This is a genomic window from Akkermansiaceae bacterium (assembly GCA_017798145.1).
GTDB lineage: Bacteria > Verrucomicrobiota > Verrucomicrobiia > Verrucomicrobiales > Akkermansiaceae > Luteolibacter.
This window is the reverse complement of record CP059069.1, coordinates 3,611,176-3,632,659: the sequence shown is the minus strand read 5'-3', so window position 1 is coordinate 3,632,659 and position 21,484 is coordinate 3,611,176. Positions and strand designations below refer to the sequence as shown.

The 21,484-nt window shown below is 60.1% G+C and carries 14 protein-coding genes and 1 CRISPR repeat array; of the genes, 8 read left to right on the top strand and 6 right to left on the bottom strand.

The features are described 5' to 3' along the window. Window positions 1-53: 53 nt before the first annotated feature. The gene (locus HZ994_15555; protein QTN33666.1) at window positions 54-1,109 is read left to right on the top strand and encodes a DUF21 domain-containing protein; all 1,056 of its coding nucleotides are present in this window, start codon (window positions 54-56) and stop codon (window positions 1,107-1,109) included. Between the two features lie 63 nt (window positions 1,110-1,172). Here the strand turns inward: HZ994_15555 and HZ994_15550 are convergent, their stop codons facing one another. After that, entirely contained in the window at window positions 1,173-1,895 is a 723-nt protein-coding gene (locus HZ994_15550) for a WYL domain-containing protein (GenBank protein ID QTN33665.1), read from the bottom strand. Window positions 1,896-2,313: 418 nt separating this feature from the next. Here HZ994_15550 and HZ994_15545 point away from each other — a divergent pair, with 418 nt between their 5' ends. From HZ994_15545 to cas12b, 4 genes are all read left to right on the top strand, one after another. Beyond that, on the top strand, window positions 2,314-2,982 hold the full coding sequence (locus HZ994_15545; protein QTN33664.1) for a VWA domain-containing protein: 669 nt from the start codon (window positions 2,314-2,316) through the stop codon (window positions 2,980-2,982). 172 nt (window positions 2,983-3,154) lie between these two features. Further along, entirely contained in the window at window positions 3,155-3,442 is a 288-nt protein-coding gene (locus HZ994_15540; protein ID QTN33663.1) for a hypothetical protein, read from the top strand. 208 nt (window positions 3,443-3,650) lie between these two features. Next, a complete protein-coding gene (locus tag HZ994_15535; protein QTN33662.1) occupies window positions 3,651-3,971 on the top strand; it encodes a hypothetical protein in 321 nt (106 codons plus the stop codon). A gap of 221 nt (window positions 3,972-4,192) precedes the next feature. Then, window positions 4,193-8,329, top strand: a complete 4,137-nt coding sequence (gene cas12b / locus HZ994_15530; GenBank protein QTN33661.1) for a type V CRISPR-associated protein Cas12b — start codon at window positions 4,193-4,195, stop codon at window positions 8,327-8,329. 4 nt (window positions 8,330-8,333) lie between these two features. On the opposite strand, the gene HZ994_15525 is transcribed toward cas12b, so the two are convergent. Beyond that, window positions 8,334-8,723, bottom strand: coding sequence for a type II toxin-antitoxin system VapC family toxin (locus HZ994_15525; protein QTN33660.1), 390 nt, complete (start codon window positions 8,721-8,723; stop codon window positions 8,334-8,336). Further along, on the bottom strand, window positions 8,720-8,989 hold the full coding sequence (locus HZ994_15520) for a type II toxin-antitoxin system prevent-host-death family antitoxin (protein ID QTN33659.1): 270 nt from the start codon (window positions 8,987-8,989) through the stop codon (window positions 8,720-8,722). Before HZ994_15520 ends, HZ994_15525 begins: the two co-directional genes overlap by 4 nt. A gap of 41 nt (window positions 8,990-9,030) precedes the next feature. On the opposite strand from HZ994_15520, the gene cas1 reads away from it, so the two are divergent. The 3 genes from cas1 to HZ994_15505 all read left to right on the top strand — a co-directional run bounded on the left by cas1 (window position 9,031) and on the right by HZ994_15505 (window position 16,675). Continuing rightward, window positions 9,031-10,689, top strand: coding sequence for a CRISPR-associated endonuclease Cas1 (cas1, locus tag HZ994_15515; GenBank protein ID QTN33658.1), 1,659 nt, complete (start codon window positions 9,031-9,033; stop codon window positions 10,687-10,689). A 42-nt stretch (window positions 10,690-10,731) separates the two neighbouring features. Further along, the gene (cas2, locus tag HZ994_15510; GenBank protein ID QTN33657.1) at window positions 10,732-11,022 is read left to right on the top strand and encodes a CRISPR-associated endonuclease Cas2; all 291 of its coding nucleotides are present in this window, start codon (window positions 10,732-10,734) and stop codon (window positions 11,020-11,022) included. A gap of 268 nt (window positions 11,023-11,290) precedes the next feature. Then, a CRISPR array of direct repeats spans window positions 11,291-15,098; the repeat unit is 36 nt; unit sequence GCCGCAGTTCCCGCGATGTGGAAGAGCTTGAGACGG. 176 nt (window positions 15,099-15,274) lie between these two features. Next, a complete protein-coding gene (locus tag HZ994_15505; protein ID QTN33656.1) occupies window positions 15,275-16,675 on the top strand; it encodes a hypothetical protein in 1,401 nt (466 codons plus the stop codon). A gap of 36 nt (window positions 16,676-16,711) precedes the next feature. Here the strand turns inward: HZ994_15505 and HZ994_15500 are convergent, their stop codons facing one another. From HZ994_15500 to HZ994_15490, 3 genes are all read right to left on the bottom strand, one after another. Continuing rightward, window positions 16,712-17,353, bottom strand: a complete 642-nt coding sequence (locus HZ994_15500) for a hypothetical protein (GenBank protein QTN33655.1) — start codon at window positions 17,351-17,353, stop codon at window positions 16,712-16,714. Window positions 17,354-17,447: 94 nt separating this feature from the next. Next, the gene (locus HZ994_15495) at window positions 17,448-19,385 is read right to left on the bottom strand and encodes a hypothetical protein (protein QTN33654.1); all 1,938 of its coding nucleotides are present in this window, start codon (window positions 19,383-19,385) and stop codon (window positions 17,448-17,450) included. Window positions 19,386-19,421: 36 nt separating this feature from the next. Continuing rightward, window positions 19,422-21,293: a hypothetical protein gene (locus HZ994_15490; GenBank protein QTN33653.1), complete on the bottom strand. Its 1,872-nt coding sequence runs from the start codon at window positions 21,291-21,293 to the stop codon at window positions 19,422-19,424. Between the last annotated feature and the right edge of the window lie 191 nt (window positions 21,294-21,484).

Below are 21,484 nucleotides of genomic sequence, written 5' to 3'. Positions count from 1 at the left end.
CCCGCATCCCCGCAATCCTTAGGATTTAAGATTTAGATTTCAGAATTTTCACCATGGCCCTGCTCATCACCTACGTCCTCATCGCCCTCGTCTTCTCCTTCCTCTGCTCCCTGCTGGAAGCCTCCCTCCTCACCCTAACACCCACCTCCGTCAGCCGCGCCGTTCAGGACGGCAAGCCATGGGGCCTCAAAATGCAGCGCCTCAAGGAAGACATCGACCGCCCCCTCTCCGCCATCCTCACCCTCAACACCATCGCCCACACCATGGGTGCCGCCGGCGCCGGCGCACAATACGCGAAAATATTCGGAAACACCGGCGAGGCCGTCTTCGCCGCCGCACTCACGCTTGCCATCCTGGTGATGACGGAAATCATCCCCAAAACCATCGGCTCGCGTTTCGCAAACCTGCTCGCTCCCTTCACCGCCTTTGGCTGCAACTTTTTGATCACCGCTCTCAAGCCCCTCGTCCTCGCTTCCAAATCCCTCACCAGCCTCATAACGCCCGCACAGTCGGTGCCCGACCTCTCGGAACAGCGCGAGGAAATCCTCGCCATGACCCGCATCGGAGAGACCTCCGGCTCCCTCCACGAGCGCGAGAGCCAGTTCGTCCACAACCTCATCCAGCTCCACGCCATGAAGGCTTCCGACATCATGACACCCCGCCCGGTCATCTTCTCGCTCCCACAGTCCACACCGCTCCCGGATTTCGCCGCACTCATCGAGGACAAGCCCTTCACCCGCATCCCCCTCTACGAAAAAGGAGGCGACGACTTCACCGGATTCGCCATCCGCGGAGACGCGCTCCTCGCCCACCTCAAGGATCACTACGACACCGGCACCCTCGCCGATGTCATCAAGCCCATCGCCGTCACCCCGGAATACACACCCGTTGACAAGCTCTTCCAGCGCTTCATCGAGGAGCGCCACCACATCATGCTCGTCACCAACGAGTTCGGAACCACCGTCGGGCTGGTCACCCTCGAGGACATCATCGAGACCATCTTCGGCATCGAGATCCTCGACGAATCCGACCGCCACCCCGACCTCCAGCACCACGCCCGCTCCCTCTGGCACGAACGCGCCAAGAAAATGGGCCTCGAGCTCGAATGAAGCAGAGCCGGGCTTCCGCCCGGATTCCCCACCCGCGAAGCGCCCTGAGCACCCTGGCTTGGGCTAGGGGCTTGAAATCTCCAGATGCGCCGGCCTGCCCGCCACCGGCAACCTCCAGTGTGCCAGGAAATACTCCTTCATTGCCGCCCTCACCTCCACCTTGAGCACACCCCCTTTCATCCCATAGTCACGGATGATGGTCTTCCTCTGGTCCTCATCCAGGCCCGAATGCGGCCTTAGCACGACCGTCTCCATCCGTTCCCAGTCCCCATCTACTGCATCCGCAGTAAATTCCTCACCCGGCCACTCCGCGCCCTCCATGCGGCTTAACACAAAATCGCGGTAGCTCCCGTTTTCAAAACACCAGGCACGCACATGCCAGCGGTAGCCATCATGCCCCAGCGCATGCGGCGCAATCTCGCGCAATGCCCCCTGGCTGCTGTTCACGCTCCAATACCGCACCCGCAACCGTCGCCCCTGATCCATCGCTAGGAATACGCGCCGCTGCACTTCCGCACCAGCTTCCCTCACCAGCGGCCTGAAAAAATCCACCCGGCAGGCACGATTTGACAAATCGCCCGCAAACCCGGCACCCGGCACCTCCACCCCCAGAAACAAGCTCAGCGCTTCCTCAAAACGCGGCTCATGCATCACGCACCGCATCCCCTCCCCCGCCTCATACCGCTTCGCCCGCACATTATAAACCAACGCCGTCGGATTCGCCTCCTGATACCCCTGCAAATCCGCCGAAGCCTGCGCCGCCGAAATCCCGAACACATCCCGCACATCCCCCCGGTTCACCACCCCCTTCCACCAAGCCAGCCGCTCGATGAACAGCTGCCGCTCCCGCACCGCCCACTGATCCCTGTTGCTCGTGTTACCCATCGCCTTTCGTGTCGTTAAATTTTATCCCATCGTTTTTCTTGACGCGTTCACCCTTTCTTGGGAAATTGATCGGGACGATAAAAACGACTGTCTCCAGTCCCACTACACGATCCACCCCCATCCCGCCAGCCAATCTTTAAGAAACCCGAAAGAAGCCGATCCCACCGCCTCTTCCTTTCGTGCATTTAGTGACATTCGTGGTTCCACCCCCCCTCAACCCCAGCCCTCAACCCAGATTCGCGTTCACCTGTCCGTCGTAGCTTTAGCGAAGTCGGATTCGCGGTTAAAATTCCCTCAACCCCAACAATCCTCAGATCCCATGAAAACAGAAATCGCATTCATCCTCGACCGCTCCAGCTCCATGGAGTCGATCCGCACCGCCGCCATCAACGGCTTCAACCAATACCTCCGCGACCAGCAGGCCGCGCCCGGCCGGACCAACCTCTCCCTCGTCTTCTTCGACACCGACACCGAGCACCGCTACGAGTCCCTGCCCGCCGCCGAGATCCTGCCGCTCAACATGGACACCTACGTCCCGCGCGGCTGCACCGCCCTCCTCGACGCCATCGGCGAAACCATCGACAAACTCGGGAAAAAACTCGCCGCCCTCCCCGCCGCCGACCGCCCCGACCACGTCTCCGTCGCCATCCTCACCGACGGCGAGGAAAACTCCTCCACCCGCTTCACCTGGAAGGACATCGCGGAACGGATCAAGCACCAGACCGGGAAATACGACTGGGAATTCCTTTTCCTCGGAGCCAGCGAGGACGCGATCGCCACCGCCGCGAAGATGAACATCCACGCCCACAACTCCTCCGCCTACCTCGCCGACGCCGCCGGATCCCAAGCCGCCATGGCCAGCTTCTCCCGCAAATCCCTCGCCTCCCGCGCCAAAAAATCCGGCCTCGCCACCCCGGAACAACTCCACGACGCCGACGCCCCCATGTCCGACATCCTCCGCGAAGAAGACCAAAAACGCCGCCAGTGATCAGGAGTCAGGAGTCAGGAGTCACCGATCCCCAAGCTCTCAACAGTCCCCCCTTTCCCGCGCCGCGGACAGCCACCCCACCCGCAAGGGCGGAAAGCTCATTGCACACCGCGGCGCGGGAATCACCCTTCTTCCTTGTAAGTTGAAATTTTAAATTTTCAAATTTGCGACCATGGACTTCGACCAAGGCGAACTCGATTTCGACTCCCCCGCCAACGACGCCAACGGCTACCAAAAATGGCGCGATGAAATGGACGCCAGCAAACGGGAAATCGAATCCCGCTTCGGCGTCATCCTGGGCAAACCCGTCCAGCTCCAGCTCATCGGCGAGGACAAGCCCCTCCAGGGCATCCTCACCATCGCCTCCAAAACCCTCCCCAAAACCCGCTCCCAACTCCTCCTCCAGCTCGGCAAACGCGAATTCACCCTCTCCCAGATCGAATCCATCGCCCGACTGTGAACGTGGTGGCGATCTTCGGTCGCCACCTCATCCAAATCAGCATCTCTGCTTTCCCCAAAAATGAATTCCTACGCCCACACCCTCGAAGGCCAGCCCAAGGAAAAATGGAAACCCCTTTCTGCCACCCAACACGCCATGCCCTTCTACGCCCACACCCACCGGCGTCTTCACCCTCGAATGACCCCCTGAAACAAACCCCGGCACACCCATGCAAACATTCCGCCCCGGCCACAAAGCCGTCGCCTACAACACCGACCTCTCCCGCCCCCTCTGCGCACCGCCCGGCATCCCCCTCTCCGCCTATTCCTTCCCCGACGGCCCGCTCCGCCCCGGCACCGCCTACCACGTCGTCGCCGTCCGCCACAGCCCCGACGGAAACCAAGGCCTCTTCCTCACCGGCCTCCGCGTCCTCTTCAACGGACAACCCATCCCCTGGAACAGCTCCCGCTTCCGCAAACCGGGCCAAAGCTCCCAGCCTCCCCGCAAAGCCAAGGCAAAACGAAAGCCCCAGCCCGCCGTCTGCGCGTGATTCAGGGCAAGTGCCTGCGCGCTGACCGCCCGACAAAAAAACAACCGCCTTCCATTCTCGGAGAAGCCACAATCCCAAGTGCCAACTTACGCCCACACCCTCCCAGATCGTCCGCAAACATCACTCAACATCTAATCATCCCAGTCTTTCACCTCGACTCACGCATTCCACCCGTCAATCTAACACATCGTCGGAAATTCATACTTCACCAATCAGCCCCCATGAACCGCATCTACCAAGGCCGTGCCAAATCCCTCGAAATCATCGATTCGGAGGGCAATACCCATACATCAACCATCGGCGATCCCCTCTCTTGCCCGCTCTGGAAGCACCACAGCATCTTCCAAGATGCCGTGAACTACTACCTGCTCGCCCTCGGATCACTTGCGGACAAATCATCACCGAGCCGCGTCATTCGTGATCTTCGCGTTCGCTTGGACGCCTCCTGGGAAAAGCATCCTCGCAACCAATCACCACTATCCGGACTTAGGGCTTCTCTCCGAAGGACTTTTCCCGCGCTACCAACCAACGCCACGATCGGGGAAGGCTTCAAAGCCATCCTCACAGGTAATGAAGCCCCGGAAAATGTCCGCATGGTCTCCCTCACCCTTCTGCTCTCAAAATGCGGAGGCGACGCGGCCATCCAGCAGGGAGGACGCGGATATTTCCCGCGGTTCTGCGATCCCAAAACCAATCCAACCTGGGACTACAGCGCTTCATCTCTCGAATCGACTTCCGGCTCCGACACCCTCGCGAATGTTCTTCATTCGGAACCCTCCCAAGCTGAACTCGAATCCATCGCCGCCATAATGGATCTCTCATGGGCGGGTGTGAAGCTCCAACCCGGCAAGTTCTACAAAGGCAATGATGCTAAAGCGCGCCTCCACGAAGCCATCTCCCATCTCTTATCGATGCTGGAAAATCCTAGCAAGCGCCTCACCGAAGCTCTCGAGAATCTCGGGGTGGAACCGGCCACACAACTCTCCGCTTACCGTGATGCAATCGCCACGCTTCCCGATGAGATTTCCATACCGAAAAACAGAAAAGCCGCAAAAGATCTCACCTTCTCGGCGATCACCTTCATCCACTTTCCCAGCGAACTCACCCGCCGCTTCCTACGCCTCGGGATCAAGGCACCCAAAGCGACAAAAGTCTCCGCCAAAAAAGACGACGAAAGCCTCTTCCGCTCCCTCGGTGACGATCCCATCAAACTCGCCCGTGGAAATCGCGGCTACGTTTTCCCGGCTTTTACCTCACTGCCGATCTGGAACCCGGCATCTGAAGGCCTTCCCGTCTGGAAAGAATTCGACATCGCCGCCTTCAAGGAAGCCCTCAAAGCACTCAACCAGTTCAATCTCAAAACCATCGAACGCGAAGAGAAACTCCACCGCGCCATCCACGAGCGCGATTTCCTCCTCTGGCGCACCGACGAAGCCCCGAAATCCGGCGATGAAGACACCGAAGTCGCAGCACCCTCAAGATACGGGAAAAGCCGCGAGGACTGGGAGGCAAAATGGAAACTGATCACAGACCTCGAAACAGAACTCGGCAGAAACCTCAACGAAGGCGAGTGGCAGATCAGCACCGGCTCCGTTCGCGGCCTGCGCGATGTCATCGAACTCTGGGAAAAGGAAAAATTCACAGCAAGCACCGAGGAACTGGAGAAGGTGGTAAAAAAATTCCAAGCCGATGACAAAAACAAGCGAGAGATCGGATCCGTACAACTGTTCCTCCTGCTCTGCACAGAAACTTACCGCCCCCTCTGGCAGACCGGAAAAAAAGTTTCCGACGACGAAGATGAACAGGAGAAGTCCGCACAAAGCATCGCAATCTTTCGAGCCGCTATCCAGATTCATCGGCTGGAACGCGAAATTGAACGTTTTCGCCTCCCCATCAAGCTCACCCCTGCCGAGCCGGATCTTTCACGCAGGCTCTTCATGTTTTCCGACCTAGGGGACAAACTCGCAAAGGTGAAACTGGGTGAAATCCCCGGCGAAGGGGACGCTCCTTCACGCCATTTCGTGGAAACCGCCATCGCCTTCCAGACAGGCACGCACCTCAAAGAAACGCGAGTCCGCATATTTTACTCCGCCCCTCGACTCCGCCGCGATGAACTTCTCGGAGGAGCGGAATCAAAATGGCTCCAGCCTATGACCGCCGCCCTCGGACTCCCCGCACCGGAGAAAGCCGCCGCCTTCGATAGCGCCGTATCCCTCATGCCGGATCGCGATGCCGATGGAAAAATCCGACACCTCCTGAACTTCCCCGTTTCCCTGGATGCCGAGCCTCTCCACCAATTCCTTGGAAAGTCAGCCCTTTGGAAAAATCAGTTCAATGGCACCAAAGACAAATCCATCCATCTCCACTGGCCGGGCACAGAGAGGGACGCGACCAAGAAGAACCGCTGGTGGGAAAACCCCCGTATCGTCGAGCACGGCTTCACCATCCTATCCAACGACCTCGGCCAGCGTAACGCCGGCGCATGGGCACTACTAAAAGTTACCTGCCATCAGGCCAATACCAACAAACCCGTCATCCCCATCGGCTCTGACGGCATCCGCGAGTGGTTCGCAACCGTCATCGACTCGGGAATGTACCGACTCCCAGGAGAAGACCTGAAAATCCAGAACAAGGGGAAATGGGAACGTGAAAAATCCGGTAAAACCGGACGCATGCCCAGCCCGGAAGAATACATTGCCGCCATCAGCCTTGCCCAAAAACTAGACATCGAAAAAGCCACCGAATGGCTACGCCCCCACGGCGATCTCAGCCTCCCCGAGTTGAATGACAAGCTCCTCCGTATCGCAAATCGCCGCCTCAGCCGCCTTGCCGCTTACCATCGCTGGAGTTGCTTCAAGGCACACGAAATCCAGGATCCCGAAAAACGAAAGAAAGTCATCGAAGGCCAGGTTGCTGAACTCGCGCACTACGAAGACGAAAAAGTCAAAGCCCTCATCCCGCTCCTAACCGAGACCACCATCCCTGATTTCCGCAACGCCTCCGCCGACCTGTTCGCCGCTTTGCGTCACGAACTACAGACCCATCTCGAAAACTTGGCAAACTCCGTCGCACCCTTGCGCGGTAAAATTTGGCAATGGATCGACCGCGGCGGCGAAAGCCCCTACGGGAATCTCACCCCCGTCCCGTTCATGGATGCCACACCGAAAATCCGTGGCCAGCGCGGCCTCTCCATGTCGCGCCTTGAGCAACTCGAAGACCTAAGACGCCTCTTCCTCCGCTACAACCGCTCGCTCGATAAGGTAGCGCACGTTCCCGCGAACTTCGGCCGCGAAGACCAAGGCCGAGAATCCGGCGAACCCTGCCAGAACCTCCTCGATAAAATCGACCGGATGAAAGAGCAGCGTGTTAACCAGACCGCTCACCTCATCCTCGCGAAAGCCCTCGGTGTTTCACTGAAAGCCCACAGCATTCCGGAAGCCGAGCGCAGTCTCCGCGACATCCACGGCGAATATGAAAAATCCCCAGGCAGGGAACCCGTCGATTTCATCGTCATGGAGGATCTCTCCCGCTACCTCTCCAGCCAAGGTCGCGCCCCATCGGAAAATTCGCGTCTGATGAAATGGGCGCACCGCGCTGTCCGAGACAAGCTAAAGATGCTCGCAGAAGAGCCTTTCGGTATCCCCGTCCTGGAGATCGCACCCGCCTACTCCTCGCGCTTCCATTTCCGCAACGGCCAGCCCGGAGCAAGACTCAAGGAACTTCACCAACTGGAACCTTATCAAAAAACCTCTCTCGAAAAAACCACGCAACCCGCGGGCAAAGCCGATAGGATCCGTGCATTGGCTGCAAAAGATATTCTCGAACAATTTGAAATCATCTCCAAGGAAAATTCTGCCCGCATCGCGTCAGGAAAGAAACCACGCACCCTGTACTTCCCCGTTGCAGGCGGCCCACTCTTCCTCGCAGCCCGCGATGGTAACCCGATCCAATCCGATGTGAACGCCGCGATCAATCTAGGCCTTCGCGCCGTCGCGGCACCATCTTGCATCGCCATTCACCGCCGTGTCCGCGCGAAGATGGAGAAAGGCAACTACATTGCCGTGCAAAAGAACGCCCGTGAAAAGGCCGCTTTCAAGGACGCCGGAAAGATCGAAATCACCTCGGTTATCTCTAAGAAATTCGCCAAAAGCGCATCCCCGAATTTCTTCTACGAACCAGATGGCCTCGTCCGACCGGACGGCAATCTGCTCGATGATCGCGCCTCCTTGAAGGGCCAACCACTGGTCTCCGGCCTCGCCCTCTGGTCTGCCGTGAACCAAGCCATCTACGCCCGCTGCGCCGCACTCAATCAGCGCCGGCTGGAAGCTTGGGGCTTGTCCGACGAAATCCCCATCTAACCCCTCACCAAATCCTCTCCACCCCGTATTTCTCAAACTGCTCATCCGAGCCTATCACGGACAGGCCTCCCTCCAAAGCTTGTGCGATGAGCATCCGATCAAAGGGGTCTCTGTGATGGAAGGGCAAATCCTGAATCAAACGGCAATGACGGGGCGATATCGCCAGCCACGAGATCTGGTAGCGTTCGGCATGGGCGGGGAGCACGGTTTCCCAATCCTTTGGGAGATCAAAATCAAATCCCCTTCCGCTGCCCTTCAATCCGATCTCCCAGAGAGTCACTGGCGAGAGGAACACCTGCTCGGCCTCATCCAGGGCTGCGAGAGCCGCAGGGGTCATCTGCGGGGCGACCAAGCACCACCAGAGGAAAGCCTGGGTGTCAAAGAGCAACTTCATTTCCAATCTTCCACAAAGCTTTCGAAGTCTTCTTCAATTTGCTTGTCGAGTTCCGGATCGTTGGTGAGGCGCTCGATGAGCGAATCACTGAAATACCCGGCCAAAACGCCACATCCCGAAGAACGCTTGATTTTTGCAGGGGATTCAACGGCTCGCAGCTCCACCACCGGTTTATCCCTCCTCGCAATGACCACTTCCTCCCCCCTCTCCACAGCGGCGATCAGCCGCGAAAGATGTGTCTTCGCCTCATGGATCGTAACCTGCATGGGGAAAACTTAGTCAACTGAACCAACTCCGTCAATCCCCCATGAATCCGGAACATCCTCCCATGCCCGTCCGTCGCCTGCACAACTACTCCTACTGCAAGCGGCTCTTCTACCTCCAGTGGGTCGAGGATCTTTGGGTGGAGGACGCAGATACCGCCGCAGGTTCTCACACCCACCGCAACACCGACAAACCCTCCCACTGGGGAGAAAACCTCGATCCCTCCGAGCGCTCCTCCCTCCGCTCCCTTTCCCTGGAATCCGAAACCCTCGGCCTGCGCGGAGTCATCGACCTCATAGAGAACACCGCATCCGGCAGGGAAATCATCGACTACAAAAAGGGCACCGCACGCCGCGACGAAAACAACCACCGAATCGCCAAGGAAAACGACTGCCTCCAACTGGCCGCATACGCGATGCTTCTCGCCGAAGCCGGAATGCCCATCAAGAAAGCCTCGGTCTATTACGCCGCTGAAAAATCCCGCATCCCCGTCCCTCTCACCGACTCACTTTTCCAAACCGTCCGCGACACCCTCGCAGAAGCCCGCGCCCTCGCGGCCTCCGGCGTATGCCCGCCGCCCTTGCTCGATGATCCCCGCTGCCTCCATTGCTCCGCCTACTCCATCTGCCTGCCCAACGAATCCGCTTTCTGGTCGGGCACCTCGAAAGCCCCGAAGACCACCGAGCCGCCCCGCCCTCCCGGCGACCAGGGGGAAATCATCGTCATTCAAGATGCGAAAGCCTACCTCGGCTGCCGGGGCGGGGAAATCCAAGTCCGCCTCAACGAGGAAACCGTTTCCAAACACCCCATCGAGCAAATCCAAGCGGTCTATCTGTATGGCGCCGTCCAGACCAGCACACAAGCGATCCACTCCCTCTTGGAAAGGAGCATACCCGTGGCCTACTTTTCTCCCGCCGGTCGCTTCCTCGGCACCACTTCCGGACTGCCCCAATCCGGGATCGACGCCCGTCTCGGCCAGGCGCGGCTGTTCAACTCCCCTCAGCACCGCCTGCCCATCGCCCGCGAAATGATCCGCGCGAAAATCCACAACCAGCGCGTCCTCCTCATGCGCAACGGCTCCCCTCCCGACCTCATCCTCAAGCAACTCGCCGACCTCCGCGACCAATGCCCCGATGCCAAAGATCTCGATTCCCTGCGTGGTATCGAAGGGGCCGCCGCCGCCCATTACTTCCGCCATTTCAAAACCATGCTCAAAGGCACCGCAGGAGAAAACTTCGACTTCGAAGGCCGTAACCGCCGCCCTCCCAATGACCCCCTCAACGCTCTCCTTTCCCAGGGTTATTCGATCCTCGCCAAGGAACTCACCGGCATTTGCCACGCCGTCGGACTCGATCCCTTCATCGGGGTATTTCACCAACCGCGCTACGGTCGCCCCGCGCTCGCGCTTGATCTCATGGAGGAGTTCCGCCCGCTCATCGCCGATTCCGTCGCGCTCTCACTCCTCAACCGTCAGGAACTCGGCACCCATGACTTCGAGCACACCTCCAAAGGCGTCTTCATGGGAGACTCCGGGCGAAGGCAATTCTGGCGCGCGTGGTTCCGCCGTCTTGATACCGAAGTCAAACATCCCCAATTCGACTACCGCATGTCCTACCGCCGCATGCTCGATGTCCAGACCCGCCAGCTATGGAGATATTTCCGGGGCGATGCGCAAACCTACTACGGCTTCACCACCCGATAAACGTGGCGGCGATCTTCGGTCGCCGTTTCAAAGCTTAGCCCCATGCCCCGCACCCGCTACCTCGTCTCCTACGACATCGCGAACCCGAAACGCCTCCGCCAGGTCGCCAAAACCTGCGAGTCCTTCGGCTCCCGCATCCAATACTCCGTCTTCGAGTGCCCCCTCGACGATCTCCGTCTCGCGAACCTGCGCGCCGCCCTCCACATCCTGATCAATCACGATGAAGACCAGATCCTCTTCGTCTCGCTGGGACAGGAATCTTCAAGCTCCCCCTTCCGCATCGAATCCCTAGGCCAGCCCTATACGGAAAGATCACGGGTCACCATCATTTGACTTGATGGGGGCATTAGGAATTGTTTTTCTCTTCCCGGCTACGTCGCCACCGACCTTTCTCCCATCCGTCCTTGGGTTTAACTTGTTCTTTGACATCGCGAGAGCTGCGATGCCCCACCACCAGCCGGAACGCGCTCGCGAACCTTTTAGTAAAAGGCTTTGCGGTCACGTTTTCGGCATCGGATCGCATCACCGGGACACAAATACGCAGCGGCGCTCGCAAAAGGCGCGGCTACCCAAGGTAATCACACACCCTCAGAACCCCGCAGCCGCAGTTCCCGCGATGTGGAAGAGCTTGAGACGGGAGAAGATCCGCGCCAAGCTCGATCCCCGCGCCGAGCCGCAGTTCCCGCGATGTGGAAGAGCTTGAGACGGCACAACGACCTCGGGCACCTGCTTCTCCAAACCGGGGCCGCAGTTCCCGCGATGTGGAAGAGCTTGAGACGGTTCTTCCTTGCTCTTGTTTGAACCTTCATGTTGCCGCCGCAGTTCCCGCGATGTGGAAGAGCTTGAGACGGGAATCACTGCTTTCCACTAAGATATGAAACGCTTCGCCGCAGTTCCCGCGATGTGGAAGAGCTTGAGACGGCGTCAGGATCGCCTCGCTGCGACCATCCGTGGAGGCGCCGCAGTTCCCGCGATGTGGAAGAGCTTGAGACGGCAGCTAGCACTATTGGCTTGAACAGTAGAATATGTGGCCGCAGTTCCCGCGATGTGGAAGAGCTTGAGACGGAATCTGACCACCGATCTTGCGGCGAAAGCTAACGCGCCGCAGTTCCCGCGATGTGGAAGAGCTTGAGACGGGAGTCAGAGGCAGGGAAATAACCGCAGAAAAGATCGAGCCGCAGTTCCCGCGATGTGGAAGAGCTTGAGACGGCGCGCATCCACCGCAGACCAGCAGCACACCCTTGAGCCGCAGTTCCCGCGATGTGGAAGAGCTTGAGACGGGGTTTCATCCTGCTGCGTATTGCTGCCCACCCCGTGCCGCAGTTCCCGCGATGTGGAAGAGCTTGAGACGGAGCGGCAAGACCCCATCGGATACAACCCTCCAGATTGCCGCAGTTCCCGCGATGTGGAAGAGCTTGAGACGGAGCGCCTCGCCAGCACATCCCCCGGTCTTGTAGCGCCGCAGTTCCCGCGATGTGGAAGAGCTTGAGACGGTCTGCGACGGCATCGTGGCGGCGCTTGAACTCCGGCCGCAGTTCCCGCGATGTGGAAGAGCTTGAGACGGATGGAGCTTGCGGCGGTTTTCGTGCGTGTCCTTGTATGCCGCAGTTCCCGCGATGTGGAAGAGCTTGAGACGGAAAGGGCTGTTGAGGTAAAGCGTTTTGGAAGCGGAAGCCGCAGTTCCCGCGATGTGGAAGAGCTTGAGACGGGCGGGTATCGCCTCCATCGCAACCGCATCGGCTGAGCCGCAGTTCCCGCGATGTGGAAGAGCTTGAGACGGATCGTTGCTGATGCGATAGCCCGCGGGGTCATTAAGCCGCAGTTCCCGCGATGTGGAAGAGCTTGAGACGGAGTTCACCGATCTTGACGAATCTTTCATAATCGGCCGCAGTTCCCGCGATGTGGAAGAGCTTGAGACGGCAGCGCCTCCCCCTCACCCGCCCGCACCCAACGCTGCCGCAGTTCCCGCGATGTGGAAGAGCTTGAGACGGCCCATCGGCAAGGTGTAGGTTCTCGTTAATCGTCGCGGCCGCAGTTCCCGCGATGTGGAAGAGCTTGAGACGGGTCCAGGATATCGGCAAAGAACGTAGAGAATCAGGGCCGCAGTTCCCGCGATGTGGAAGAGCTTGAGACGGAAGACTCCGCTCGGACTCTACTTCCCTTTCCCATGGCCGCAGTTCCCGCGATGTGGAAGAGCTTGAGACGGTCGACAGCGGCCACCATCTCGGCATACCACGTTGGGCCGCAGTTCCCGCGATGTGGAAGAGCTTGAGACGGGGCCGTGAATTGGGTGAGCGAGATAGCCGCCGTCGCCGCAGTTCCCGCGATGTGGAAGAGCTTGAGACGGGGAGTATGACTTCACCAGTTTGGGGAGAAGCTGCGCGCCGCAGTTCCCGCGATGTGGAAGAGCTTGAGACGGCAACCGTGGTGTTGGACTTCGTTCCGGGCACAGCCGCCGCAGTTCCCGCGATGTGGAAGAGCTTGAGACGGTTGCAGCAGGCGGATGCAATCGGTGCGGAGCATGGCCGCAGTTCCCGCGATGTGGAAGAGCTTGAGACGGCTGGTTGCGGACGAACTTGGTGAAATATCCGAGTCGGCCGCAGTTCCCGCGATGTGGAAGAGCTTGAGACGGTCTACAAAGGGGAGGAGCAGATCACGCCCCGTGCGGCCGCAGTTCCCGCGATGTGGAAGAGCTTGAGACGGTGCCCGCACCCCGAAGATTCGCTCATGAGGAAATGGCCGCAGTTCCCGCGATGTGGAAGAGCTTGAGACGGCAGCAGTCCCTCCAAAACAAGAACAACGCCCTTGCGCCGCAGTTCCCGCGATGTGGAAGAGCTTGAGACGGAAGGATCTGCGATCCGTCCGCCGGATGCAGACCGGCCGCAGTTCCCGCGATGTGGAAGAGCTTGAGACGGCGTGCGGAGGGCATCCGCGATCATGTGAAAGTCTGCAGCCGCAGTTCCCGCGATGTGGAAGAGCTTGAGACGGATCGACGCATGGAAGAGGAAACCGGAAGGATTTGAGCCGCAGTTCCCGCGATGTGGAAGAGCTTGAGACGGGATAACCTCCTGCGGGGTCTTTCCCTCGCTCGCAGCCGCAGTTCCCGCGATGTGGAAGAGCTTGAGACGGCGAGGGGGAAAGCGATTCCGTGATCTGGATGCCGGCCGCAGTTCCCGCGATGTGGAAGAGCTTGAGACGGAATTCAAGTATGCCTTCAAGGGCGTTGTCCAGGAAGCCGCAGTTCCCGCGATGTGGAAGAGCTTGAGACGGATCGACGCATGGAAGAGGAAACCGGAAGGATTTGAGCCGCAGTTCCCGCGATGTGGAAGAGCTTGAGACGGGATAACCTCCTGCGGGGTCTTTCCCTCGCTCGCAGCCGCAGTTCCCGCGATGTGGAAGAGCTTGAGACGGCATATCTTGTGCCGTTCTCGACATGCTTCAAAACGGCCGCAGTTCCCGCGATGTGGAAGAGCTTGAGACGGGAACGCCAAAGCAGCTGAAGGAAGAGGCTGAAAGCGCCGCAGTTCCCGCGATGTGGAAGAGCTTGAGACGGAGTTTCCGGAAACGCATCTGACCATGAGCGATCTGGCCGCAGTTCCCGCGATGTGGAAGAGCTTGAGACGGAGTTTCCGGAAACGCATCTGACCATGAGCGATCTGGCCGCAGTTCCCGCGATGTGGAAGAGCTTGAGACGGCGATGCAGCTAGGAAGGGAGACAAGGTTTCCGTCCGCCGCAGTTCCCGCGATGTGGAAGAGCTTGAGACGGAGCGATGTGATAGCCAAGTCTGATGAGCATGAGTTCGCCGCAGTTCCCGCGATGTGGAAGAGCTTGAGACGGCACGACAGCACGCCACATCGTCGAGAGCTTTGGCGGCCGCAGTTCCCGCGATGTGGAAGAGCTTGAGACGGTACATTGAGGGAGAAACACCAAGCCGGATCGAAAGGCCGCAGTTCCCGCGATGTGGAAGAGCTTGAGACGGCATATCGTGGCATTTTCAGCCATGGTTCCCCTCCTGGCCGCAGTTCCCGCGATGTGGAAGAGCTTGAGACGGCGTTCCAAGCTGACCCCACATCGACCGCAGAAGGGGCCGCAGTTCCCGCGATGTGGAAGAGCTTGAGACGGCGGGGGGAGAAGGGGATGACCAAGGAGCAGGAAATCGCCGCAGTTCCCGCGATGTGGAAGAGCTTGAGACGGGGCAGTAATGCGTTTTATGGTTGCTCGGCTCTTGCGCCGCAGTTCCCGCGATGTGGAAGAGCTTGAGACGGCAGGGTTTCTGAGTCCTGGACAATGAAGGTGATATTGCCGCAGTTCCCGCGATGTGGAAGAGCTTGAGACGGTAGGAATGCTCCTGCGCGTGTCTAACGTGGAGATTGCCGCAGTTCCCGCGATGTGGAAGAGCTTGAGACGGGAGGATGCTGAGAGCCATGAGCGGGGCGCGCGATCCGAATGAAGCATGGTTCCAGCAAGGAAACCGCCCCGCCCTCGCTTGACATGGTTTGGCTCCCCTTGATAGTTGCGCTGGCTGTGGAGGCGGAAGGCGCTGTTGTTGCCGCCCCCGGGCTGATATCGTAAACCCAAGGGGAAATGGCGCGCATCATCGCACAACTCATCACATGGCTGGCCGGGAAAATGGTCATCTATCTGGTGATCCTTGCCCTCCTGCTGGGGATTTTCGTGATCAAGGTGGTGCCGCCCATGGTGGTCAGATACCATGAGAAGGAGCTGGAGAAGGCCATCGCGGAGCTGAGCGAGAGCCGCGCCCTGGTCGGGGAACTGGCGGAACGCGCGAAGGGCATGGGCGAGGAGATCGACAGGCGCACGCAGGAGCTCCGGGAGCTCGATGAGAAACGGAAGGCGATGGAGGAGTGGTTGGAGAAGGTGATGAACCTTTTCCGCAAGGATGAGATCGAGGCGGAGAAAAGGCGCATCGATGCGAAGGAAAAGCGGCTGCTGGGCGAGATCAGCGCCTTGGCGCAGGACAAGCGGCAGCTCCGCATCGAGGGCGGCGAGTCCGAGGAGGAACTGAAACGCCGGGAGCTTTTGCGCGATGAGAAGGAAAAGCAGCTCGGCGAGATCAAGGGGATGCGGGCTGCCCTGGACTCGCTGATGCGCAACCAATTCCGCCAGCTCGCCCTAAACGCCCTGATGATCCTGGCCGCGCTCATCCTCATCCCTTTTCTCTGGAAACTGCTCGCCTACTACGTCATCGCCCCTCTGGCGCAATCCTCCGCGCCCATCCTGCTGGGCTCCGATGTCCCCGGCTCCGGCGAGATCACGGCAACCCCGAGCCATCCCGCGCAGCGAATTTCCCTCGCGGAGAACGAGGTGATGATGACCAAGGTCGATTACCTGCAGGGCTCGATGGGGAATTTCGAAAAGAAAACCAAGTGGCTGATGGACTGGCACTATCCGCTATCAAGCATCGCCGCCGGCCTGTATGTCCTCACGCAGATCCGCAACATCGGCGCGGAGCCGGGCCAGATCACGCTTTCCACCCAGGAGAACGCCACCGAGGAGCTGGCCGTGGTCTCGATCCCGGAAGGGAAATCCATGGTCTTCCGTCCGCACTACCTCGTCGCCGTCTCCCATCCCCTCGGCCAGCCGCCGAGGATACGCTCGAAGTGGGTTTTCCGGAAACTCCATTCCTGGGTGAACCTCCGCTTCCGCTACCTCATGGTCGATGGTCCGGCGAAGCTGGTGTTTTCCGCACAGCGCGGGGTGCAGGTGGAGGATGTCTCGCCGGATCTGCCGGGGCGCCGTGTCAACAGCCACCTCACCGCCGCATTCAGCCCGCACCTGAATTATTCCCCGAGGCGCGCCGAGACATTCGTCGCCTACATCCGCGGAAAAAACGCCCTCTTCGACGATTTTTTCCAAGGCTCCGGCCAAGTCATCCAGCAGCAGGTCAGCGGTGGCCGGCGCAATCCGGCCGCACGCCTCTGGGAAGGGGTGTTCGGCGCGATCGGCAAGGTCTTCGGGATCTGACCCGGGAAATGGCGGGCGGATCCTGCCTTCGCCACGCTACTTCTCCGCTTCCTTGAGCTTGCCGAGGATGGTGTCGCGCAGCGCTTCAGTTTCGTCGAGCTCGTCGGTGCGAAGGCTCATGCCGCCATCGGTGCCGAGCTGGCGCTGGACGGCTTCCTGGGCGTCGGCGAGGGCGAGATCCAATTCACCGAGCGCCAGGTAAACCCGGGCACGGGCACGCAGGTGGGGCAGGTCATAGGTAGGTGCCTTGAGTTTCCTGCCCTTGTCATCAACGGCATCGGGATCGAAGTGTGGGGCCAGCGCCATGATGTATGCCTTGGCTTTTTCGATATCGCCCCTCTCGAGTGCGGCGCCAACCAACCGCTCATCCTGGCATGTCACCACGTTGCCCAGGGGGTTGCCATTCTTGCTTCTGACCAGGCCGGAAACGGCCGACAGGATGCGCCCGTCCTTATCGAGCAACACGCTGTTGGAATCGGTGTCTTCGGACAAAATGCCGAGCCGGTGGACAAGCGGGTTGCCCAGTCCTCCCGGGACGGAAAGGACGGAACAGTCCAGCTTGCTCCGGCTGGCGAGCAATTCCGCACGGATGACAGCGGGATCCCCTCCGAAGCTTGCGAGCAGAACCTTTACATCCCCATTCGGACGGGTTGCCGCAAAATCGACGAGGGATTTCACCGTACGTTCCGGTGATGGCGGCAAGCCGTCATCCCGGGTCTTGCTCCATGGCGGCGGAGCGGTGAAATGGATCAGGGTGAATTCGCTGTCCAGGTCACGGGGGATGCGCAGCGGCTTGCCGTCGGCTGCATTCAGCTCCGTCTGAAGTATGCGATGAGCCTCCTCGGTGTCTCCTTTGCTGAGGAAATAGGCTTCCCTGCGCCCGTAGGACCAACCTGCCGTGAAGGGAACCTGGAACAGCCAGTAACGATGGTAGCGATCGAGGAGGAATGCGCTGAATGCCCACATCATCGGGCTTTCGGTGTGGTCTTTGATGATCGTTGCGCGGTATTTCTCGAAGCCCTTCCGATCCGCGACTTCGAGCGAGAGCAGAGCCGCGGCGGCGAGAGTTTACCGGCGCCGCTGCGCCGCCGGTTTCTTCCTGCAGTTTGCCGATGACCAGGCGGGTGTCCGCTTCCGGTTGGCGGAGTGCCTCGCGGGCGAGGCAGAAGCGGGCGATGACATCACAGCCCGGCGGGTAACCCGCCGCCAACGCCGTCTTCGCTTCGGCGATCGCCTGCTCGAGATGTGCCAGGTCCACGTCGGTTTTCCAGAGCCCCAGCAGGGCAACCATGAGGCGGTTGCGGACGATCCAGAGATCCGGTGCATCAGCATGTTCCGCGATGGCCTTGCGGCAAAGCCCGGCAGCTTTCGCGTAGCCCTCGCGGATCTCTGAATGGGCGAGGCGGTAGCGCATGGGAGGGGCGGCGAAGCTGTCCTGGATCGCTTTCAGCGTTTCCTCGGGCACACACGCCGCGTTGCGGGCCAGGGGCTTGGCGTCGGCCAGCGCCTTGATTTCGGGGGGCATGGCAGGATCCATCCCACCCTCGGGATCCAGGATCAGAAAATCGCCGGCCATCAGCGAGGAAAGCTGCTCGACGTAACGCGGCTGGGTCCACTGCCTTGCAAGCGTCGATTCGAACATGCGCCCGTAATCCGGCACGCCCTCGGAATTCGTTCTCTTTCGCTCCGATCCGGACATGATCATGGCGGTGTATCCGGTGGGGCTCACGGTTAGTATCCGTGGGTCGGATCTCACGTAGGGTTCGTAGATCGGGTTTTCCCTGCCACCGGGCAGGCGCAGCACCTGCCAGTCCACCCCGAGCCCGCGCACCAAAGATTCGCCGGCGTCTGGCAGCTCATCGAGATTGAAGCTGACGATCTCAAGGCGTCCCGCGAGTTCCTCTTTTTTCTCCACATAGGCGGCGGCGATGCCCTTGATCATTTCCTCGCCGCCATCTTCCTTGGACCAGAAAAGGCATAGGGTGGAATGCCCGAGCGCATCCATGGGGTAACGGAGCATCTTGCCCTGGGAGTTCTCAAAGGTGCCGGTGAACGGTGCCCCGAAGACCTGCCCGCCGAGCTTGTCGCGCTGGAAGGCGATCATGTCGAGATCGCCGGCATAGCGCTCCTCGATCATTTCCTGGAGGTCGGTTACGAGCTTGTTGTCGCCGAGCTCAAGGGCCATGACCATTGCAAGGCGCAGCACCTTCGCCCCGACCGGGGTATCAACATAGCGGGCGACAAACGGGCGGAGCGCCCCGGCGCGGGTTTCGGCATTTGCACCTTGTTTGGCAAGATCCGCCTGTGAAAGGAGAAGATCCGCCTCAAGGCGCAGCTCGGCGAGGTCATCAGGTGCCTTGGCCAGCTCGCGGGCGGTGGCGAGAAGGGCTTTCCGGTGCTCCGTATCGTCATCGAGGGCGATGAGTTGCTGGTAGGCGCGGAACTGGAAACCGAGCGCATGGAAACGGCTCGGCGAATCGGCATGGCCCTCGACGAGTTTCTCCGCGTCCCGGATCACCCGGCGGATGGCAAGCCGCTGGCGCGCTTCCGACGTGCCCTCCTTGGCGGTTGCCAGCGCCTTGTCGAGTTCGGCGATGGTTTGCCTGGAGATCGTGTCCTGCGCGGCCGCATCCGGGGTGAGAAGACCGGAGATTGTCAGGCAGATGGCTCCCAGGAAAAGGGTGCGGGCATGGGCGAAGCGTTTCTTCATGGGGGTTCGAGTTTGGATAAACCTTTGGCAGGCAGCTCACTTCACCGGCTTGAGAAGCCAGTTCCTGATGCTCACCCCGCGGTTCGGCGTGCGTGCGGTGACGCTGATTAGGTTGCGTCCCTCAGAGAGTTTCAGCCTCATGGGTTTGGATTCCGCCCACATCCCCTTGGTGTAGGGGATGGCGTATGGGGCAGGATCGTCGCGGTTGGCCCTGACAAGCACCTCGAGGTTCAGCGATACGGTGGCCACCTCCGCAGTGAGTTCGTATTCCCCCTCCGCCGGCACCTCGATGTTGTATTTGAAAAGCTCCGGTCGCTGGCCGAGACGGCTGTAGTGGAGCTGGTAACCTTCATCCCAGCTCTTCAGGAACAGGACGCGATCCGAGCTCTTGCGCGGCGAGTAGCACGCGACGGCAGGGATCTTGATCGTGCCGTCGTCCGCCACCTTGATCTCCTTGTCCGCATCGGGGATCTCGATGTCTTCGCCTTCCTCGTCGCCGATCAGTTCGTCGGATTCGCCGAGCTTCATGCCGCCGACCAGTTCGAGCGCCTCGACCTCGGCCTTTTTGACGATGAGCTGCTTCTTCACGAATGCGAGGCCGTCCCAGAACCCGCCGCCCTTGCCAAATTTGCCATGGCCGATGTCCACGTCATCCTCGCCCAAGGCATCGCCGATCCACTGGGCGCGTCGCACGATCTGGTATTCGTCCCCGAACTCGCGGGCCTGCGAATCGAGCAGGAAGTCGAGCCCACCCTGCGGCCCGCACCATGCCTGGCTCCACCATGCACCCAGGACGACAACCCAGCCATCGGGCGTCCAGCGGCTCATCGCGGCATGCCCGCTTTGTGTCGAGGCGCGCGTCGGGATGCCGAAGGCGCGGGTGGAGAGACGCCCGAGGAAGGCACGCCGCCCGCAGATTCCGCCTAGGGCGATCTGCTCCTGCGCCGGAGATCCGATCGATGGGTCGTGCGTGGTGCTGCAGTAGGGGACGTCATCCTTGATGATGCGGACGTAGCGCCATTTCATGTCTTCGGTGGTGATCTGGTCGGGGCGGTAGGTGCGCATCATTTGGCGCATCCAGGTCAGATCCTCGTTGCTGTATTCGGAATCGGTGATGAAGCGGCATTCCCAGGTATTGAAGTCGGGGAAAGCGGCGTCCAGCTCGCCGTCCAGGTAGGCCTTTTCGTAGTGGAGGTAGCGTTCGACCTGATCGATATCATATTGTGTGCGGTATACGATACCGTGCACACCGGCCGCCGGTTTCCCACCCTGCCATGGCATATGGATCGCGGTGCCGAGGGCCAGCCTCTGGAAGATGCTTCCCACCTCGCGTGCCCGCTCGCTCTTGGCAAGGATCGCGGAGTAAACCTGCATCATTTCCCCATACGCCCCGCCGTTGGCACCACCCGCCTCAAGCACCTGCCGCATCAGCCCCTCGTCGGCGAAAAGCGTTTCCAGGAGTTTCTCCTGTGCGGCACCTTTTTGGGCGAACTCGGCAAGCCCGCGAGGGGTGGCGTGGGTGAGCACGGCAATGCGAATCAGCTTCGAATCCAGCGCATCCGAGGAAAGAAAAGGGCTGAGATCGGCCAGCAGCGCGGATGCCGCTTCAATGCCCTCGGCCTGCGTCCGATCCCTCAGCTCCTCCAAAGCCTTCCGCTCGGCGGGCGGGGTTTCGTCATTGGGTTGGGTCAGCCCGTTCCATTTCGCGCGGGCTTCCTGGAAGCGGGTCTTTTTCGCCTCCTCAACCGCCGGCACAGAAGCAAGCACTGACGAACGCAGCGATTCCAGCTCCCCGGAATACTTCCCGAGCAACGCCGTGCCGCGGCCATTGAGCGGGATTTCAACCACCTCCTTGGCCGTGGCGTGGGTTGCAATGGAAGCTGTCGCAAGAGCGATTGCGGTTAGCATGCGTAGTGGAATCATAGGGATATTGGTGGAGACGGATGAGCTTACGGAGCAAGCGGCTGAGTCTCTTTCATGCAGTCGCAGCCGTTCTTGCCCTCTGGCGCCCATTGGGACGGTAATCCGGGGCTCCGAAGCCGCCCTGAAACCGTTTCGGAGGATTTGTCTTGCCATGAGGGTGTCCCACTCGCTGTACT

What these genes read in the sequence shown, in the direction of transcription:
- HZ994_15555 (QTN33666.1), top strand. Translation starts at nt 54, where the DNA reads ATGGCCCTGCTCATCACCTACGTCCTCATCGCCCTCGTCTTCTCCTTC.
- HZ994_15545 (QTN33664.1), top strand. Translation starts at nt 2,314, where the DNA reads ATGAAAACAGAAATCGCATTCATCCTCGACCGCTCCAGCTCCATGGAG.
- HZ994_15540 (QTN33663.1), top strand. Translation starts at nt 3,155, where the DNA reads ATGGACTTCGACCAAGGCGAACTCGATTTCGACTCCCCCGCCAACGAC.
- HZ994_15535 (QTN33662.1), top strand. Translation starts at nt 3,651, where the DNA reads ATGCAAACATTCCGCCCCGGCCACAAAGCCGTCGCCTACAACACCGAC.
- cas12b (QTN33661.1), top strand. Translation starts at nt 4,193, where the DNA reads ATGAACCGCATCTACCAAGGCCGTGCCAAATCCCTCGAAATCATCGAT.
- HZ994_15525 (QTN33660.1), bottom strand. Translation starts at nt 8,723, where the DNA reads ATGAAGTTGCTCTTTGACACCCAGGCTTTCCTCTGGTGGTGCTTGGTC.
- HZ994_15520 (QTN33659.1), bottom strand. Translation starts at nt 8,989, where the DNA reads ATGCAGGTTACGATCCATGAGGCGAAGACACATCTTTCGCGGCTGATC.
- cas1 (QTN33658.1), top strand. Translation starts at nt 9,031, where the DNA reads ATGAATCCGGAACATCCTCCCATGCCCGTCCGTCGCCTGCACAACTAC.
- cas2 (QTN33657.1), top strand. Translation starts at nt 10,732, where the DNA reads ATGCCCCGCACCCGCTACCTCGTCTCCTACGACATCGCGAACCCGAAA.
- HZ994_15505 (QTN33656.1), top strand. Translation starts at nt 15,275, where the DNA reads ATGGCGCGCATCATCGCACAACTCATCACATGGCTGGCCGGGAAAATG.
- HZ994_15495 (QTN33654.1), bottom strand. Translation starts at nt 19,385, where the DNA reads ATGAAGAAACGCTTCGCCCATGCCCGCACCCTTTTCCTGGGAGCCATC.
- HZ994_15490 (QTN33653.1), bottom strand. Translation starts at nt 21,293, where the DNA reads ATGCTAACCGCAATCGCTCTTGCGACAGCTTCCATTGCAACCCACGCC.